Source organism: Dyella sp. Tek66A03 (assembly GCF_052567735.1).
The window spans coordinates 509,112-526,800 of sequence record NZ_CP199584.1; the positions used below are offsets into that span (position 1 = coordinate 509,112).

The window sequence follows — 17,689 nt, forward strand, 5'->3', positions numbered from 1 at the left end:
TATGGCCGCCGAGGATCCTTCCATGCGATCAGCTCAATAGATCGGCGGATAGCCTTCAGGTCGCGTCTTGAAACGCTTGTGCACCCATAGGTACTGCTCGGGCGCAGCGCGCACCATCGCCTCAATGCAGACGTTGACGCGGGCCGTGTCATCGAGCGTGTCGGCGCTCGGGAAATGTTCCAGCGGCGCATCGAGTCGCAAGGCGTAGCCGGCGTTGCCGGCTAGACGACGATGGTGGAAGGGAATCACCACGGCGCCTGACATGCGCGCGAGATGATGGGTGGCGGTGATCGTTGCCGCCGGCACGCCGAAGAACGGCACGAACGCATTGTCCTTGCTGCGCATATCCTGGTCCGGCGCGTACCAGAGCGTGCCGCCGTTGCGCAGGTGCTTCACGGTGCCGCGGATATCGTCCTTGTCGAACATCGCCTCGGCGTAGTCGAGGCGCGCACGCAGCACGGCCCATTCGAACACGCGTGAATCCATCTTGCGATACATGCCGGAGATACGGATGCGTTGCGAGACCAGCCGCGCGCAGAGTTCCAGATGCGAGAAGTGGCCGCCAACCAGCAAGACGCCCTTGCCCTGCGCGCGCGCAGCTTCCAGGTGCTCAAGCCCTTCGATGGTCATGGGCACGCGGGAGATCGCGCGTTCGCTGCCCATCCAGCCGAGTGCGAACTCCATCATCATCAGGCCGATATCCCGCAGGTGCGCATTCACCAGCGCAGCCTGTTCGGTTTTTGAAAGCTCGGGGAAGCACAGGGCGATATTCGCCTCGGCGATGTGTCGGCGCGGCGAAGGTACGCGTTGGACGAGCGCGCCCAGCAAGCGGCCAAGTCCCATCAGCAGCGGACGCGGCAGGTGGGCAATGACCCAGATCGCACCGACGCCCAGCCACGCCGGCCATTGCAGCGGTGCGAGCAGGGAACGGGAAAAAGGGGGGCGGGGCATGCCTGGCATCGCCGGCATTGTAAGGAACAACCCAAAACGAGGCGAGCAACGCGCGCTGTGGGAGGAGGCTGACCCAGCGTGGCCGTCGGGTTGCCAAGGCAAGTCGATATACTGGCGCACCGGATTCAAGGGCAAGTCGTTTGCGCTACCTCTACACCCTGGCCATGTACCTGGTGATGCCGCTGGTCATGCTGCGCCTGATGACGCGTGGCGTGCGCTACGGCGATTACCACAAGCGATGGCGCGAGCGCTTCGGCTTCTTTCAGGGGCCGCGCATTCGCGAGAGCCTGTGGGTCCATGCCGTATCGGTGGGCGAGGTCAATGCCGCCGAGCCCTTGATCAAGGCATTGCGCGCGCGCTATCCGAACGCACCGCTGGTCGTCACCACCGTGACGCCTACCGGTTCCGAGCGTGTGCGCCAGCTGTTCGGCGACAGCGTGTTCCATGTCTACCTGCCCTACGACCTGCCGTTCGCAGTAATGCGCTTCCTGCGGCATGTGCGGCCGCGCCTGGCCGTCATCGTCGAAACCGAGATCTGGCCGAACCTCTACCTCACCTGCCAGCGTCGTGGCATTCCCTTGATGATCGCTAACGCACGCCTGTCGGAGCGCTCCCTGCGTGGGTACAAGCCGTTGGGTAGCCTGGTTCGTCAGGCGCTCGGATGCGTGCGCCTGATCGCCGCACAGTCGCGCCCGGATGCGGAGCGATATCGCCTGCTCGGCGCCCATCCCGACAGGCTCATCGTGGCGGGCAACATGAAGTTCGACATGCCCGTGCCTTACGACGCCGAACGCAACGGCCAGGCGCTGCGCCATCAATGGGGGCAGCTTCGCCCCGCATGGATTGCAGGGAGCACGCACGAGGGCGAAGAGTTGCCGGTGCTCGAAGCACACCGCGAGGTGCTTACGCGTTTGCCCGATGCCTTGTTGTTGATTGCGCCGCGCCATCCAGAGCGCTTCAAACCGGTCGAAAGCGCCGCCCGCAACCTGGGCTTCAGTGTCGGCACTCGTAGTGCCGACGGGGTTCCATCAACCGCGCACCAGGTCTTCGTGATCGATGCGATGGGTGAATTGATGCCGTTCTATGCCGCTGCGGATCTCGCCTTTGTTGGCGGCAGCCTCGTGCCCATTGGTGGCCACAACGTGCTCGAGCCGGCAGCCCTATCCACACCAGTGCTGGTGGGGCCGCATACGTTCAACTTCGAGGAAATCACCCTCACGCTGATCCAGGGAGACGGGGCCGAGCGCGTCAACAGCGCCGAGGAGCTGGGGGCGGAGGTATTGCGACTGCTGTGTGACCGATCGGCCCGTGAGCGCATGGGCAAGGCCGCGCGTATTGTGTTCGACAGCGAGCGTGGCGCCGTGGAGCGCGTGATGGGAATGATCGACGGCCTGCTGGCGGAGTGACGTTGACTCCGTTCAAAAGGATAGGGATCGGAAAATTTGGCGTCACATAAAGCTTACTACTGAGTCTCTGCTGTCGTCCCACGATATCGGACCGAGTGTCATGGCGTTGGTTGTCGGTCTACCGAGTGGAGTCGCGTAGCAGCAGCCAAGACTGGCCATTTTAGCGTCTCGACAGCGCATGGCATCCTGCCTCATCTGTCTGAAGACAGAATCGTCCTATTAGCAGAAATGGATTAATGCCCCTTTAGCCAGGGCGCGCAGGTGGCATTCCGCGAGTCAGATTCTGACTGATCGTCATGGCGGTTGCTTGCATATCCGCGCTGGCTGCTTAGCTACGGTGAGGCCGTCTAGCTAGTCAGTGATCTCCTGAAATGCATCGTTGACGCGCTGGACACCCATTAGCGAGTCACTCATTAGAGGAGATTGAGCATGCTCAAGTTAATGCCAGCTTCTTGGTTGATAAGCGGACTGCTACTGACCTCGGCTCCCGTAGCGCTGGCGGCGCAGTATACGGACGCCATGATCACGGTATCAGGCAAGGCAGGGGGAACTGTTGATGCCACCGCAGTCTGCCCCAACGGGTATCGCCCGACGGGTGGCGGTTACGATTTTGGCAATCCGAACGATCAGATGGTTAACGTAGTCGATGGCGTCCTCTATGGCGGTGGCAATGTAAATTACATCTATCTTAAAAAGGTCTTTATTCCGCGCGTTGTTGTCGTGCGCAGCCGCCAAGTTGGCAATGGATGGAACGTCGCCGGCTATGTGAACAGCGACGTGAACTTCCAGATCTTTGCCACCTGTGCGTCGGGTTGAAACTGCTCATGCCGGTGGCTGTGGTCATCGTATTTTGAGCGCTGCGTGATCGCATATGGCGCGATTTGTGTGCACGCGCCATATGCCGGTTTCGGCGCATTGCATTTGACGCGATCAAAAGACAGGCCGGATCTATGATCCGGCCTGTCCATCGGTTCGCTTGTATACCGCGAGCGGCTACTGCAGCATCGCGTTGACCATCTCCACGTCCTTCAGGTCGATCGAGCCCGCCGATTCCTTGAGCTGCAGCTGGTCCAGCACCAGCGCATGGCGCGACTGCGAGTAGCTGTTTTCGGCCTGAGTGAGAGTCTGGATCGCGTTGAGCACGTTGAGCATGGTCTGCGTGCCGACATCGAAGCCGGCGCGCGTGGCTTCCAATGCCTTTTGGCCGGAGTCCACCGAGGCCTTGTTCGCCTGCACCTGGCTGATGCCCGCCATCACCGAGCGATAGAAGTTCAGCGTGTCGCGAACAACGGCACGGCGCGTAGATTCCAGCGAGTCCTGGGCTTCGTCACGCTGGTAGATTGACTGGCGTACGCGCGACTGCGTGGCGCCGCCGGAGAAGATCGGCACCGAAACGGTCAGGCCCACGGTGGTGCCGTAGTTGCCATTGCCGTTGATGTTGGCTGCGCTGCCGTTCTCAAACCAGGACGTGGTCTTGCGGCGCGACACCGTAGCGTTCAGTGTCGGCAGGTGTCCGGCGCGCGCCGCATTGATGCTGTGCTCGGCCGATTGCACGGAGTACTGGCTGGCCTGGATGGTGGCATTAGATACCAGCGCCGCCTTGACCCATTGGTCCGGATCGGCCGGCGAGGGCGGGGTCAGCGGCAGATCCTCGCGCAGCTTCTTGAGCTCGCCTGCAGGCTTGCCGGTGATCTGGGTGAGCGCTTCGCGGGAATCGTTCAGCGTGTTCTGGGCGGCGATGGTCTGTGCCTTGGCCAGTTCGTAGTTCGACTTGGCCTGGTAGACGTCGGTGACGGCCGACAGACCTACCTTGAAGCGCTGATCCGCCTGCTCGTAGGCCTCCTTGAAGGCGTCCTCGTTGGCCTTGGCGAAGATCAGCGCATCCTGACTGGTCAACACGCCGAAGTAGGCCGTGGTGACGCGCACATACAGATCCTGCAGCGCCGCCTCATAGGTTGCATCCTGAGAAGATGCGGTCGAGCGGGCCGCCGACAGGTTGGCCCATTGGCTGAGGTCAACAATCGATTGATCCAGCTGGGCGGAAAGCACGCGCGAACGCTCGTGGTTGGAGCTACTGGCAAGAACGTTGTTCGTTGGTTCCGCGCCGGGGGGGCCTTGGTTCAAGGAGTAGGCGCCATTGAGCTGAGGCAGCATCAATGCGCGGGCCTGTGTGACACCTTCGCCGACGGCGAGGCGGGTGGCCTCTGCCTGCGACAGCACCGGGTCATTGGCGCGGGCTTCTCGGTAGGCATCCAGCAAGTCCTCGCTGTGACCGGCCAGCGGCAATGCCGACAGGGCCAGGGCGAGGGTCAGAAGCTTCAAGCGCATGTGAGGGATGAGCTCATCAATACGCCGGTAAGAGCTGCCGCTGCGGCCCATAGAGCCATGTGTCGGTTCATAGCTATGTACCTCGTCGAAAAATATTCACCCCGAGGAGATGCGTTATCGACCTATATGTAGCGTGCCGGTAGATGGCGGTGGCCCTCACTTTGAGGGGTGAAATTCCATTTGGTGTGTAAGTGAAGCCTCAATGTTGAGGGTGTCAGCTGACGACTTGAAAAGTCGAGCGCAGAGCGTCTCGCAGGTTCTTTAGGGCTGTCGGTAAAGACGCGGGCCCTAACTGGGCGCGCCAGATTTGCGCAACAAAACGCGATGGATCTTCCGTTGTCTTCATTCAGATACGATAAGGCCGGGACATGCCCGGCCTTGTCGTTTGGAAATGCGGCGCTCTGCTGTGTTACTGCAGCATCGCGTTGACCATCTCCACGTCCTTCAGGTCGATCGAGCCCGCCGACTCCTTGAGCTGCAGCTGGTCGAGCACCAGGGCATGACGCGACTGCGAGTAGCTGTTCTCGGCCTGGGTGAGGGTCTGGATCGCGTTGAGCACGTTGAGCATGGTCTGCGTGCCAACGTCGAAGCCGGCGCGCGTGGCTTCCAGTGCCTTTTGGCCCGAGTCCACCGAAGCCTTGTTCGCCTGCACCTGGCTGATGCCAGCGATCACCGAGCGGTAGAAGTTGAGCGTGTCGCGAACGACTAAACGGCGCGTCGATTCCAGCGAGTCCTGGGCTTCGTCACGCTGGTAGATCGACTGGCGTACGCGCGACTGAGTCCCGCCGCCAGCGAAGATCGGGATATTCACCGAGAGGCCTACGGTGGTGCCGTAATTGCCATTGGCGCGACTGCCGCTGAGGTCGGTATAGCTACCGTTCTCCAGCCAGGACGTGGTCTTGCCGCGCGATACGGACGCATTCAACGTCGGCAGATGGCCGGCGCGCGCCGCATTGATACTGTGCTCGGCCGATTGTACCGAGTACTGGCTGGCCTGGATGGTGGCATTGGACGTCAGCGCGGCCTTCACCCACTGGTCCGGATCGGCCGGCGTGGGCGGGGTCAGCGGGAGATCCTCGCGCAGCTTCTTCAACTCGCCGGCGGGCTTGCCGGTGATCTGGGTGAGTCCTTCCCTGGCATCGTTCAGCGTGTTCTGCGCGGCGATGGTTTGGGCCTTGGCCAGCTCGTAGTTCGACTTGGCCTGATAGACGTCGGTGACCGCCGAGAGGCCCACCTTGAAGCGCTGGTCGGCCTGCTCGTAGGCCTCCTTGAAGGCATCCTCGTTGGCCTTGGCGAAGACCAGCGCATCCTGGCTGGTCAGCACGCTGAAGTAGGCCGTGGTGACGCGCACATACAGATCCTGCAGCGCCGCCTCATAGGTTGCATCCTGGGCGGACGCCGTCGAACGGGCCGCCGACAGGTTGGCCCATTGGCTGAGGTCAACGATCGATTGATCCAGGGTGGCGGAAACCGTGCGCGAACGCGAATGCGCGGAGCCGGCAAGGACGCCACTCGTCGCGGCCGAACCGGTCGGCTGCTGGTTGAGGCTGAAGGCGCCGTTGAGCTGAGGCAGCATCAATGCGCGGGCCTGTGTGACACCTTCGCCGACGGCGAGGCGGGTGGCCTCTGCCTGCGACAGCACCGGGTCATTGGCGCGGGCTTCTCGGTATGCATCCAGCAAGTCCTCGCTGTGGCCGGCCAGCGGCAATGCCGACAGGGCCAGGGCGAGGGTCAGAAGCTTCAAGCGCATGGGTTGCCTCATGTGTGGGAACGGGATCAGCGGATTCAGAAAACGAAGCGGCGCGGTGGCTCTGCGTGCTTCAGGTACGGCAGATCGGTCTCGAACAGAACTTCCTCACGGTAGCGGCCGTTACCTTCGTGGGTCAGCAGCAGCACCTGCTGCACCGGCGACTCGCCACGCACGACCAGCAAGCGGCCGCCGGGTTTGAGCCACGAGAGGAAGCGCTGCGGAATCTGATACACCGCACCGGTTACCACCAGCGCATCGAACAGGCCGGCGGGTTGCCATCCCGTGATGGCCTCGCCCACTTCCAGCTTCACATTGGCAACGCCCGCGTGAGCCAGGCGTTCGGCAGCGGCATCGACGAAATCGGCATGGATGTCCACGCTGGTGACGCCGGCCGAGAGTTTGGCCAGGCAAGCGGTAAGGAAGCCCGAACCCGTGCCGATTTCCAGTACGTGGTCGGTGGGCGTCAATTCGAGTGCCTGCAGCACGCGGCCTTCGACCACCGGCTTCATCATCACTTCGCCATGGCCGAGTGGCAGGCAGAGATCGGCGAATGCCAGCTTGCGGTGCTCGGCAGCGACAAAATCCTCGCGGCGCACGCTGCTGAGCACGTCGAGCACGCGCCCATCGAGCACCTCCCAGGGGCGCACCTGGTTTTCCACCATGTTCTGTCGCGCCTGTTCGAAGTTCATCGCCATCGTGCGTACTTCCTAATTCGGATCGAAAAAAAGGCTAAAAAGGATAAGCGCTTAGCCGTGTTCCGACAATGTGCAAAGCCTGCGGCCTGGCCCAGTGGCTACGAAGTGCCGGAAGTCATCGCGCTTGCTTGACGGAAGTCATGTGTGGCGCGGTGTCCGCGGACACTATGCGCTTCGACGATGCCTGTGAGAGGTCACCTCAAGCATACCGGCTGGCAGTCGTGCGAGAGCATCTTGCACGGCTTCGTGCAAGGACGCGTCAAGGCGGTGGATGCGAGCCTCCAGCGAAGCCTTTCCGCGGCTGCGGGCGGCCACTGACAACCAGGCCAGCCAGCGCGCCAGGCGGCCGCGCTCGGTGGCATCGAGGCCACCCAGCGCCGCACGCACCACGAAAGCGCCCTGACGAGCGCCGGCCTCGCCGCGCTCGAGCCAGCTGGACAGCGAACGTTGGGCGTGGCGATACGCCTTGCTGAGGGAAAGTTCTGCGATAGTGGTGGACATAAGGTAAGCCGTGTATCGTGGCCATGGAAAATAACTAAACCGTCGCGTATACTAAACCGGCGTTATCCATTTGTGAAGCCAGTCCTAGAAGGTGTTGCCATGAGCACGATCCCGCAAACCAAGCCTCAGGGACCCGGTCGTCCCAAGGACATGGAAAAGCGTGCGGCGATCCTGGAAGCAGCCAAGGGCCTGTTCATCCGCAACGCCTTTGCCGGTACCAGCATGGATGCAGTGGCCGCCGAGGCGGGCGTGTCCAAACTCACGGTCTACAGCCATTTCGGTGACAAGGACAACCTGTTCCGCGAAGTCATCCGCGCACGGATCCAGGACCTGACGCCGGAAGACACCTACCAGTACGACTCGAGCGTGGATGTTCGCGAGACGCTGGAGCGCATCGCCTTGCACCATGTGAGGCTCGATTGCGACGTGCAGAACGTCGGCACCTTCCGCGCGATCCTCAGCGATTGCCGCCAGGGCAACCCCCGCTACGGCAAGCTGCTGTGGGAGGAAGGCCCGGACCGTACGCTCGGTTTGATGAAACGCCTGCTGCAACAAGCCGTTGACGCCGGCCAGCTGGACATCCCCAACGTGTCGCGCGCCGCTGGCCAGTTCATCTCCCTGATCAAGGGCGAGATGTTGCTCCGCCGCATGTTCGGCTGCGAGGAATGCGCGTTCTCCTACGCTGCCGAGCTGGAACAGACCGCCCGCGATGGCGTGGACATGTTCCTGCGCGCTTACCTGAAGCGCTGATTTCCCCCTCCTGTAACGTCGTTGCTGGCCGCTTGCGGCGGTCACCCTCGCGACAAACCCTGCTTCGTGCTCAAATAGCGCCTTGGAAGCGGGGGTGCCGGCAACAGTCGGCTGAGAGAGTCCCTTCGAACCTGATGCGGCTAGTACCGCTGTAGGGAGCTTCGCCGTACGACCCTCGTCGTGCGACTGGCGCCGTCGCTTCGTTGCTTGTTTGCGAATCCATTCGCAACAACCCGCACATCCGTGTGCGGACTCTTCAACAAAGCGAGTCCCTCCGCGGACGCTGCCCAGATACCGGACGAATGCCGATGAACGCTCTGCCCACTGACCTCGCGCGCGCCGCGCAGGAACTCTCCGAAGCCGTGACGCGCCCGATTCCGGGTTCGCGCAAGGTCCATGTGCAGGGCAGCCGTCCCGATCTGCGTGTGCCGCTGCGCGAAATCGAGCAGGCACAGACGCCGACGTTGTTTGGTGGCGAAGTGAACCCGCCGATCACCGTTTACGACACCTCGGGCCCGTATACCGACCCCGACTATCAGGTCGATCTCGCCTCCGGCCTGCCGCCGGTGCGTGCGGCCTGGATCGCCGAGCGCGGCGACACCGAGCAGCTCGGCGGTCTCAGCTCCGCCTTTGGGCGCCAGCGCGCCGCCGATGCCAAGCTCGATGCCTTCCGATTCACCGGCATCCGCGCGCCGCATCGCGCCAAGGCCGGTGCCAACGTGACCCAGATGCACTACGCGCGCCGTGGCATCATCACGCCGGAGATGGAATACATCGCCATCCGCGAGAACCAGAAGATCGAGGCGCTGCACGGCAGTGCGCTGCTCAAGCAGCACCCCGGTCAATCGTTCGGCGCTGCGTTGCCCAAGCTGATCACGCCGGAGTTCGTGCGTGACGAAGTGGCTCGTGGTCGCGCCATCATCCCGGCCAATATCAACCACCCGGAAAGCGAGCCGATGATCATCGGCCGCAACTTCCTCACCAAGATCAACGCGAATATCGGCAATTCGGCGGTGTCGTCGGGCATCGCCGAAGAAGTGGAAAAGCTGGTGTGGTCGATCCGCTGGGGCGCGGACAACGTGATGGATCTGTCCACCGGCAAGCACATCCACGAGACGCGCGAGTGGATCATCCGCAACTCGCCGGTGCCGATCGGAACGGTGCCGATCTACCAGGCGCTGGAAAAGGTCGATGGCGTGGCCGAAAACCTCACCTGGGAAATCTACCGCGACACCCTGATCGAGCAGGCCGAGCAGGGCGTGGATTACTTCACCATCCACGCCGGCGTGCTGCTGCGCTTCGTGCCGCTCACCGCCAAGCGGGTAACCGGCATCGTCTCGCGCGGCGGTTCGATCATGGCCAAGTGGTGCCTGGCGCATCACCGGGAAAACTTCCTCTACACGCACTTCGAAGACATCTGCGAGATCATGAAGGCGTACGACGTTTCCTTCAGTCTCGGCGATGGCCTGCGCCCGGGCTGCATTGCCGACGCGAACGACGCGGCCCAGTTTGGCGAGCTCGATACGCTCGGCGAGCTGACCCAGATCGCCTGGAAGCACGATGTGCAGGTGATGATCGAGGGCCCCGGCCACGTGCCGATGCACCTGATCAAGGAGAACATGGACCGTCAGCTGGAGAAGTGTGGCGAAGCGCCGTTCTACACCCTGGGGCCGCTGACCACCGATATCGCACCGGGCTACGACCACATCACCAGCGCCATTGGTGCGGCGATGATCGGCTGGTTCGGTACCGCCATGCTCTGCTACGTGACGCCGAAGGAGCACCTGGGCCTGCCGAACAAGCAGGACGTGCGCGACGGCATCATCGCCTACAAGATCGCGGCCCATGCGGCGGATCTGGCCAAGGGTCATCCGGGCGCGCAGGTGCGCGATAACGCGCTGAGCAAGGCGCGTTTCGAGTTCCGCTGGGACGACCAGTTCAATCTCGGTCTGGATCCGGAGAAAGCCAAGGAATTCCACGACGAGACGCTGCCGAAGGATGCGCACAAGAGCGCCCACTTCTGCTCGATGTGCGGCCCGAAGTTCTGCTCGATGAAGATCACCCAGGACGTGCGCGACTACGCGGCCGAGCACGGCACGGGCGAGATCGAGGCATTGGAAGAGGGCATGGCGGAGAAGTCGGCCGAATTCCTTGCCCAGGGTGCCGAGGTCTATCACAAGGCCTGATGCAATAACGGTCACCCGCTGAGACAAAAGCCGTGCGCACACGTGGCGCGCGGCTTTTTTTCACCTGCGTTTCGCGTGCGGCACCCTACGGTTTGGGCTATTGCCTAGCCAGCCCGACGGGAGATAAGCCATGGCGACCAAGCCATTCGTGACCGACATCGAAAACATTCGTCGACGCGCGCGCGAACACATCGACCAGGGCGCGATTACCGCTGGCTACAGTGCGGATCGCGAAACGGTGATCAAGCTGCTGAACGAGGCGTTGGCCACTGAGATCGTGTGCGTGCTGCGCTACAAATATCACTACTACATGGCCAAGGGCATTAACGCGAAAAGCGTGGCGGCGGAATTCCTGGAGCATGCCAACGAAGAGCAGGGCCACGCTGATCTCATTGCGCAGCGCATCACCCAACTCGACGGTGCGCCAAACTTCTCGCCGGAAGGTTTGCTGAGCCGCAGCCATGCCGACTACGTCGAAGGTGACGACCTGGTCGACATGATCAAGGAAGACCTGGTGGCCGAGCGCATCGCCATCGACAGCTACCGCGAGATGGTCCAGTACCTGGGTACGGGGGATTCGACCACGCGGCGCATGATGGAAGGGATCCTCGCCATGGAAGAGGAGCATGCGGAGGATCTTGCGACGATGCTGGACGAGTTGGGCAAGAAGGGCGAGCCAGCCAAGCCGGGGCCGAACAAGAAGAAGTCAGGCAAGAGCTGAGGCCTTTGTCAGCCGCACCCGAGTTTTGGCGTTATAGACAGAACTGTCGCCTTCAGGAGTCGCCCATGTCGACGCCGGATACCGCTAGTCGAACTAGTCATACGCTGCTGCGTACCGTGTCGATTGCGCTGGCCATCGGCGTGCTGGTCGTGTGTGCGCTGATGTGGTGGTGGGTGACGGCGCCGGATATCTATGATCCGGTGGCGGCCGCGTCGAGCCGTGGCGCCTCGTACGCCCAGGCGCTGGCCGCGGTGGCCCAGGCTTTGACCTAGCTCTCAGAGTCGGCTGGCAGGCACAAAAAAAGCGCGCCGCCCGCAGGGGCGACGCGCTTCGATCGACGGCGATCAGGCCTTCTTGTCAGCCTGGTAGCGATCGATGCCGGCCAGGATTTCGGCCTTGGCTTCGTTGGCGCCAACCCAGCCTTCGAGCTTGACCCACTTGCCCTTCTCGAGATCCTTGTAGTGCTCGAAGAAGTGGCCAATGCGCTCCAGCCAGTGGCCGGAGACCGCATCGATGTCCTTGATGTGGGCGTAACCGGCGAAGACCTTCTCCACCGGAACCACCACCAGCTTCTCGTCGCTGCCGGCCTCGTCCGTCATCTTGAGCATGCCGACCGGATGGCAGCGGATCACCGCGCCCGGCACCAGCGGCAGTGGCAGGATCACCAGCGCGTCCAGCGGATCGCCGTCGCCGCCCAGAGTGCCCGGCACATAACCGTAGTTGCACGGATAGCGCATCGGCGTGGACAGGATGCGGTCGACGAAGATCGCCCCACTTTCCTTCTCCACCTCGTACTTGACGGGCTCGGCATCCTTGGGGATTTCGATGATGACGTTGATTTCGTCCGGTACCTTGCGGCCGGCGGAGACGAGGTGCAGACCCATGGGGTGTCCTTAGGCTTAGTCGAAAACAAAGACCCAAAAGGATACGGCAAAAGGTGGTGCATCGCAGCAGCCGGACGTGCCCGCGCCCCGCTTGAGTTCAGATTTGCCGACTCCTGAGGACCAGCCTCCGCCCGTCAGGGACGAAAAGGCCGCTCCCGCAGCCACTTGGTGGCGATCCATTTCTCGCCACGGGTGACCGGCAGGCCGGCATGCAGCGAGGCTTCCTCGCCCGTCTCATAGGCGAAATAGACTGCTGAGCCGCGCATGGCGGTGACGGTGAGTCCCAAGGCCGGGAAATGGGTGCCCCCATCGGCTTCCGGGGTATTGAGGTACATGATCACGCTGGCGATGCGCTGGCCGCCCTTCGCCGTGACTGCCTCGAAGCCGGGCTGGTCTGGGTCAAACCAGTCGTAGTGCGGCTCGTACGCCTGGCCTGGAAGGTAGTGCAGGATCTGCAACCCTTCACCGTGATCCGTGGGCATATCCAGCAAGCTGGCGATGCGCTGCTCGATACGTTGGACCAGCGGCGTCTCGCCATTGCGAAAGAACATGCCCTGGCTGGTGCGCCGTTCGTCCGTCTGGTGCCGGCCATCCACGTCCACGGTGAGCGAGCGTTGCAGCCGAGGTTTGGATTGCGCGATCAGTTCGTCGCATTCCTGATCGGAAAGCAGCCCCTCGAGTACGCGGATCACCGGCGTATCCACGCTAAGCGTGACGCGCACAGCGCGATCGCCAATCACCTGCAGTGGTGGTGCGGGATGTCGCGTTCGTCGACCGTTGGGACGCTTGCCCGTGCCGAGCGTAAGCGTGGCTACCGGGATTTTCAGTACGCGAGCGACGATGTGGCGGCTCTGCTCGCCGCTGTAGCCGGCCTCTTTCATCAGCCGGAGTACGTCCTGGTTGCTGTGTCCGTCGCGAGTCGTGGTAAGAATCCACTCACGCAGTTCAGGGCGAATCGTGTGGTCTTTCATGCGCCATCGAAGGAGAGCCGGCCCATGCCGGCCCTCCCATGTTACGCGGTGAGGCAGGCTTACTTCACGTGTTCCCAGAGATAGCTGTAGCCCAGGGCGCTCATGAAGGCGGACTGCTTGTTGTCCGCCGCGGCGCCGTGACCACCCTCGATGTTCTCGTAGAAACTGGTGTCATAGCCCAGCTGGTCCATCTTGGCGTACATCTTGCGCGCGTGCACCGGACCCACCCGGTCGTCGCGCGTCGAGGTGGTGAACAGCACCGGCGGGTACTTCTGTGCGGCCTTGGCGTTCGCATACGGCGAGAAGGTCTTGATCCATGACCACTCGGCCGGCTTGTCCGGGTCACCGTATTCGGCGATCCACGAGGCGCCTGCGGACAGGTGCGTGTAGCGCTGCATGTCGAGCAGGGCCACCTGGCTGACGATGGCGCCATAGAGCTGCGGATATAGCGTGAGCATATTGCCCATCAGCAAGCCGCCGTTACTGCCGCCCATCGCACCCAGGTGCTGCGGCGAGGTGATTTTGCGCGCGAACAGATCTTCGGAAACCGCCGCAAAGTCCTCGTAGGCGCGCAGGCGGTTCGCCTTTAAGGCTGCCTTGTGCCAGCGCGGACCATATTCGCCGCCGCCACGGATGTTGGCGATGACGTAGACGCCGCCTTTCTCCAGCCAGGCGCGGCCCACATTGCCGCTGTAGTTTGGCTGCAGCGAGATTTCGAAACCGCCGTAGCCGTACTGCAGGGTCGGGTTCTTCCCATCGGCCTTGAGGTTCGTCGGGGCAATCTCGAAGTACGGCACGCGGGTGCCGTCCTTGGACGTGGCGAAGTGCTGGCTCACCGCATAACGCGAGGCATCGAAGAAGCTCGGGCTGTGCTTGATCGCCTGCGCCTCGCCCTGGCCGAGCGTGCCGTAGTACAGCGTGGTGGGTTGCAGGAAGCCGGTGACCGTGAGGAAGTAGTCGTCACTGGCGTCTTCGTCCACCGCGCCTGCTGCGATGGTGGAGAGCTTGGGTGCACCGCCAAGGCTTTCGCGCTTCCAGTCGCCGGCCTGCGGCGTCAACACTTCAAGCTTGTTCACCACGTCGTCCATCACGTTGAGAATCAACTGATGGCGAGTCCACGAATAGCCGTCCAGGGCCGTGCTGTCGGTCGGCTCGAACAACACTGTGAGCTCGCGCTTGCCCTGCCTGTACTTACCCTGCATGTAGTCGTCGAAGCGGGCCGCCAGCAGCGAGCCGGACTTGTACACCTTGCCGCCGACGTTCCAGTCGCTGCGCGGCTCGATCAGCAGCCATTCGCGATGCACGTCGGTGTTGGCGTCGGTCGGCACGTCGATCTTGGTGAGCTTGCCGTCCTTGCCGCGCACGAACGTCTCGCTGTCGTAGAAGGCAATCTGGCGAACGACGAAGTCACGTTCGAATCCGGGCGTGTTGTCGCGCGCTGCCGAGACGCTCATGTCGTCGTGCTTGGCTTCGTAAACGGTGGTGGCGCTGGACAGCGGCGTACCGCGCTTCCATGCCTTCACGATGCGCGGATAGCTCGATGTGGTCATCGAGCCGGGGCCGAAGTCGGTGGCGACGTAGAGATGGTCCTGGTCCATCCAGGCGACGCGACTCTTGGCCTCGGGCAGTTCGAAACCACCCTTGACGAATTGCTTGCCGGGCAGGTCGAACTCGCGGACGACGTCGGCATCGGCACCACCGCGTGAAAGGGAGATCAGGCAGCGCTGGTAAGCAGGCTTCAGGCATTCCACACCGTGCCAGACCCAGTTTTCGCTCTCGGTCTTTGCCAATGCGTCGAGATCGATCACGGTTTCCCATGCCGGCTTTTCCTTGCGGTACTCGTCCATCGTCGTGCGGCGCCATAGACCCTTGGGATGATCCTTGTCGCGCCAGAAGTTGTAGAAGTGATCGCCGATCTTGCTCACCATCGGAATGCGCGTGTTTGAATCGAGCACTTCGAGAATGCGCGCATCGAGTTGCTTGAACTCGGTACTGTCGGCGTATTTCTTGACCGTCTCGGCGTTCTGTTGCTTGACCCAGTCGAGCTGCTTGGCGCCGTCGATATTTTCAAGCCAGAGGTTGGGATCATTACTTGCCGGAGCAGCCGGCGTCACTTTGTCAGTTGCGTGCGTCATGCCGCCTAGTGTGAGGCCCAGCGCCAGTGCCAGCCAGACCGATGTCTTGGATGTCATGTGGTTTCCTTGATTTGTGCTCCCTCTCCCCTCCGGGGAGAGGGTCGGGGTGAGGGGCGGGCGCTTGAGGGATGCTTGCCTGGGGCGAGCTTTTTTTAGAAGCGAGACTGAGGCCAGCGTGACCCCTCACCCCAACCCTCTCCCCGGAGGGGAGAGGGGGCAAATGTGCCATGCGGGTTCGCCCGATCGATGTTGCGGCGATCGGTCGCGCTTCGGTTACAAGAGAGGTATCAGTAACAGGGCCACGATATTGATGATCTTGATCAGCGGATTCACCGCCGGTCCGGCCGTGTCCTTGTACGGATCACCCACGGTGTCGCCGGTGACAGCGGCCTTGTGCGCTTCCGATCCCTTGCCGCCGAAATGGCCGTCCTCGATGTACTTCTTCGCGTTATCCCATGCACCACCGCCGGTGGTCATGGAGATGGCCACGAACAGGCCGGTGACGATGGTGCCGATCAGTACGCCGCCCAAGGCCTGCGCACCGGCTTCCACACCGCCCAGCCACTTGAAGCCGAACAGCACCAGTACCGGCACCAGCACGGGCAGCAACGACGGCACCAGCATTTCCTTGATCGCCGACTTGGTCAGCATGTCCACCGCGCGCGAATAATCCGGCTTGGTGGTGCCTTCCATGATGCCGCTGATCTCGCGGAACTGTCGGCGCACTTCTTCCACCACGGCACCCGCCGCGCGGCCCACGGCTTCCATCGCCATGGCGGCGAATAGATAGGGAATCAGGCCGCCAATCAGCAGGCCGATGATCACGTAGTGGTTGGAAAGGTCGAAGCGGAAATCTGTGACGTTGAGATGCTGCTGGAGGTTATGCGTGTAGTCGGCAAACAGCACCAGCGCGGCGAGGCCGGCGGAGCCGATCGCGTAACCCTTGGTCACCGCCTTGGTGGTGTTGCCTACCGCATCGAGCGGGTCGGTGATGCCACGCACTTCCGGCGGTAGGTCGGCCATTTCGGCGATGCCGCCTGCGTTGTCGGTGATCGGGCCGTACGCATCGAGCGCCACGATCATGCCGGTCATGCTGAGCATGGCGGTGGCTGCGATGGCGATGCCATAAAGGCCCGCCAGTGTGTAGGAACCCCAGATCGCCGCACACACGGCAAGTACCGGTAGCGCGGTCGACTTCATCGAGACGCCGAGGCCAGCGATGATGTTGGTGCCGTGTCCGGTGGTGGAAGCCTTGGCCACGTGCTGCACCGGGGCGTATTCGGTGGCGGTGTAGTACTCCGTAATCACCACCATGGCACCGGTCAGCGCCAAGCCGATCAAGGCACAGCCGTAGATATGGCCCACGCCGTAGGACGAGTCGGCCATCAGCTGGCTGGTGATCGGCCAAAACGCAACGGCGGCAAGCACTGCCGACACGGCGACACCGGCATACAGCGCATTCATGATCTTGGGGCCGCGCGCCTTCACGAAGAACGTGCCGATGACCGAGGCGACGATGGATGCACCACCCAGCAACAGCGGGAACAGCACGCTGTTGCTGCCGGCCTGCTCGGCCATGACGCCGCCCAGCAACATGGTTGCGATCAACGTCACCGCATAGGTTTCGAACAGATCGGCCGCCATGCCGGCGCAGTCGCCCACATTGTCGCCCACGTTGTCCGCGATCACCGCCGGGTTGCGCGGGTCGTCTTCGGGGATGCCGGCTTCCACCTTGCCGACCAGGTCAGCGCCCACATCGGCGCCCTTGGTGAAGATACCGCCGCCCAGGCGCGCGAAGATCGAGATCAGCGAGGAGCCAAACGCAAGTCCGACCAGGGCGTGCAAGGCATGCATGGTCTCGTAGCCCATCTGGCGCAGCACCAGGTAGTAGCCGGTGACGCCAAGAAGGGCCAGGCCAACCACCAGCATGCCGGTGATGGCACCGCCCCGGAACGCCACATTCAGTGCCGCGGCCAGCCCGCTACGTGCCGCTTCGGCGGTGCGCACATTGGCGCGTACCGAAACATTCATGCCGATATAGCCGGTAGCACCGGAAAGGATGGCACCCACCGCGAAGCCGATGGCGGTACCCCACTCCAGCGCGAATCCAATGATCAGGAACAGCACGACACCGACGCCGCCGATGGTGGTGTATTGGCGATTGAGATACGCCTTCGCACCCTCCTGGATCGCCGCGGCGATCTCCTGCATGCGCGCATTGCCCGGTGATTGCGCCAAGACCCAGCGCACCGACAGCGCGCCATACAAAAGTGCCACGACCGCACATGCCAGCACGATCCACAAGCCATACTGCTGCAGCATCAGAGCCTCCCCACGAGTGGTGGTACCTACGTCGGGACCGCCTCCGGCAGCCCGACACGGCGACCGCCCTGTGCGGGCGGTCCTGGGGA

At 62.7% G+C, this 17,689-nt stretch carries 15 protein-coding genes and 1 riboswitch; of the genes, 6 read left to right on the forward strand and 9 right to left on the reverse strand.

Features of this window, described 5'->3' with window-relative positions:
* Positions 1–33 precede the first annotated feature (33 nt).
* Complete coding sequence (gene lpxL, locus ACT01B_RS02195) at positions 34–951, reverse strand: LpxL/LpxP family Kdo(2)-lipid IV(A) lauroyl/palmitoleoyl acyltransferase (RefSeq protein ID WP_445145766.1); 918 nt, start codon at positions 949–951, stop codon at positions 34–36.
* 140 nt (positions 952–1,091) lie between these two features.
* Here lpxL and waaA point away from each other — a divergent pair, with 140 nt between their 5' ends.
* Entirely contained in the window at positions 1,092–2,357 is a 1,266-nt protein-coding gene (gene waaA / locus ACT01B_RS02200; protein WP_445145767.1) for a lipid IV(A) 3-deoxy-D-manno-octulosonic acid transferase, read from the forward strand.
* Between the two features lie 429 nt (positions 2,358–2,786).
* Entirely contained in the window at positions 2,787–3,173 is a 387-nt protein-coding gene (locus ACT01B_RS02205; RefSeq protein ID WP_445145768.1) for a hypothetical protein, read from the forward strand.
* Positions 3,174–3,350: 177 nt separating this feature from the next.
* Here ACT01B_RS02205 and ACT01B_RS02210 read toward each other — a convergent pair whose 3' ends face one another.
* The 4 genes from ACT01B_RS02210 to ACT01B_RS02225 form a co-directional block, all read right to left on the reverse strand.
* Entirely contained in the window at positions 3,351–4,685 is a 1,335-nt protein-coding gene (locus ACT01B_RS02210) for a TolC family outer membrane protein (protein WP_445145769.1), read from the reverse strand.
* A gap of 409 nt (positions 4,686–5,094) precedes the next feature.
* On the reverse strand, positions 5,095–6,435 hold the full coding sequence (locus ACT01B_RS02215; RefSeq protein WP_445145770.1) for a TolC family outer membrane protein: 1,341 nt from the start codon (positions 6,433–6,435) through the stop codon (positions 5,095–5,097).
* 35 nt (positions 6,436–6,470) lie between these two features.
* A complete protein-coding gene (locus tag ACT01B_RS02220; protein WP_445145771.1) occupies positions 6,471–7,130 on the reverse strand; it encodes a protein-L-isoaspartate O-methyltransferase family protein in 660 nt (219 codons plus the stop codon).
* A gap of 165 nt (positions 7,131–7,295) precedes the next feature.
* The gene (locus ACT01B_RS02225; protein WP_445145772.1) at positions 7,296–7,631 is read right to left on the reverse strand and encodes a hypothetical protein; all 336 of its coding nucleotides are present in this window, start codon (positions 7,629–7,631) and stop codon (positions 7,296–7,298) included.
* Between the two features lie 99 nt (positions 7,632–7,730).
* On the opposite strand from ACT01B_RS02225, the gene ACT01B_RS02230 reads away from it, so the two are divergent.
* The 4 genes from ACT01B_RS02230 (at position 7,731) to ACT01B_RS02245 (ending at position 11,560) form a co-directional block, all read left to right on the forward strand.
* On the forward strand, positions 7,731–8,381 hold the full coding sequence (locus tag ACT01B_RS02230) for a TetR/AcrR family transcriptional regulator (RefSeq protein WP_445145773.1): 651 nt from the start codon (positions 7,731–7,733) through the stop codon (positions 8,379–8,381).
* 80 nt (positions 8,382–8,461) lie between these two features.
* A riboswitch (TPP riboswitch) is annotated at positions 8,462–8,556 on the forward strand.
* A 133-nt stretch (positions 8,557–8,689) separates the two neighbouring features.
* Entirely contained in the window at positions 8,690–10,567 is a 1,878-nt protein-coding gene (thiC, locus tag ACT01B_RS02235) for a phosphomethylpyrimidine synthase ThiC (protein WP_445145774.1), read from the forward strand.
* 130 nt (positions 10,568–10,697) lie between these two features.
* The gene (locus ACT01B_RS02240) at positions 10,698–11,288 is read left to right on the forward strand and encodes a ferritin-like domain-containing protein (RefSeq protein ID WP_445145775.1); all 591 of its coding nucleotides are present in this window, start codon (positions 10,698–10,700) and stop codon (positions 11,286–11,288) included.
* Positions 11,289–11,353: 65 nt separating this feature from the next.
* On the forward strand, positions 11,354–11,560 hold the full coding sequence (locus ACT01B_RS02245) for a hypothetical protein (protein WP_445145776.1): 207 nt from the start codon (positions 11,354–11,356) through the stop codon (positions 11,558–11,560).
* Between the two features lie 72 nt (positions 11,561–11,632).
* Here ACT01B_RS02245 and ppa read toward each other — a convergent pair whose 3' ends face one another.
* The 4 genes from ppa to ACT01B_RS02265 all read right to left on the reverse strand — a co-directional run bounded on the left by ppa (position 11,633) and on the right by ACT01B_RS02265 (position 17,600).
* Complete coding sequence (gene ppa / locus ACT01B_RS02250) at positions 11,633–12,172, reverse strand: inorganic diphosphatase (protein WP_445145777.1); 540 nt, start codon at positions 12,170–12,172, stop codon at positions 11,633–11,635.
* Positions 12,173–12,306: 134 nt separating this feature from the next.
* Positions 12,307–13,143 carry a 2OG-Fe(II) oxygenase gene (locus ACT01B_RS02255; RefSeq protein ID WP_445145778.1) on the reverse strand — a complete coding sequence of 279 codons (837 nt, stop codon included), beginning with the start codon at positions 13,141–13,143 and terminating at the stop codon, positions 12,307–12,309.
* Between the two features lie 59 nt (positions 13,144–13,202).
* Positions 13,203–15,335, reverse strand: a complete 2,133-nt coding sequence (locus ACT01B_RS02260) for a prolyl oligopeptidase family serine peptidase (RefSeq protein ID WP_445145779.1) — start codon at positions 15,333–15,335, stop codon at positions 13,203–13,205.
* Between the two features lie 216 nt (positions 15,336–15,551).
* The gene (locus ACT01B_RS02265; protein ID WP_445145780.1) at positions 15,552–17,600 is read right to left on the reverse strand and encodes a sodium-translocating pyrophosphatase; all 2,049 of its coding nucleotides are present in this window, start codon (positions 17,598–17,600) and stop codon (positions 15,552–15,554) included.
* Between the last annotated feature and the right edge of the window lie 89 nt (positions 17,601–17,689).

Excerpts from the sequence above, each read along its gene's own strand:
- ACT01B_RS02205 (WP_445145768.1), top strand. The coding sequence starts at position 2,787 with ATGCTCAAGTTAATGCCAGCTTCTTGGTTGATAAGCGGACTGCTACTG.
- ACT01B_RS02225 (WP_445145772.1), bottom strand. The coding sequence starts at position 7,631 with ATGTCCACCACTATCGCAGAACTTTCCCTCAGCAAGGCGTATCGCCAC.
- thiC (WP_445145774.1), top strand. The coding sequence starts at position 8,690 with ATGAACGCTCTGCCCACTGACCTCGCGCGCGCCGCGCAGGAACTCTCC.
- ACT01B_RS02220 (WP_445145771.1), bottom strand. The coding sequence starts at position 7,130 with ATGGCGATGAACTTCGAACAGGCGCGACAGAACATGGTGGAAAACCAG.
- ACT01B_RS02245 (WP_445145776.1), top strand. The coding sequence starts at position 11,354 with ATGTCGACGCCGGATACCGCTAGTCGAACTAGTCATACGCTGCTGCGT.
- ppa (WP_445145777.1), bottom strand. The coding sequence starts at position 12,172 with ATGGGTCTGCACCTCGTCTCCGCCGGCCGCAAGGTACCGGACGAAATC.
- ACT01B_RS02230 (WP_445145773.1), top strand. The coding sequence starts at position 7,731 with ATGAGCACGATCCCGCAAACCAAGCCTCAGGGACCCGGTCGTCCCAAG.
- ACT01B_RS02260 (WP_445145779.1), bottom strand. The coding sequence starts at position 15,335 with ATGACATCCAAGACATCGGTCTGGCTGGCACTGGCGCTGGGCCTCACA.
- ACT01B_RS02240 (WP_445145775.1), top strand. The coding sequence starts at position 10,698 with ATGGCGACCAAGCCATTCGTGACCGACATCGAAAACATTCGTCGACGC.
- ACT01B_RS02255 (WP_445145778.1), bottom strand. The coding sequence starts at position 13,143 with ATGAAAGACCACACGATTCGCCCTGAACTGCGTGAGTGGATTCTTACC.
- ACT01B_RS02215 (WP_445145770.1), bottom strand. The coding sequence starts at position 6,435 with ATGCGCTTGAAGCTTCTGACCCTCGCCCTGGCCCTGTCGGCATTGCCG.
- ACT01B_RS02265 (WP_445145780.1), bottom strand. The coding sequence starts at position 17,600 with ATGCTGCAGCAGTATGGCTTGTGGATCGTGCTGGCATGTGCGGTCGTG.
- lpxL (WP_445145766.1), bottom strand. The coding sequence starts at position 951 with ATGCCCCGCCCCCCTTTTTCCCGTTCCCTGCTCGCACCGCTGCAATGG.
- ACT01B_RS02210 (WP_445145769.1), bottom strand. The coding sequence starts at position 4,685 with ATGCGCTTGAAGCTTCTGACCCTCGCCCTGGCCCTGTCGGCATTGCCG.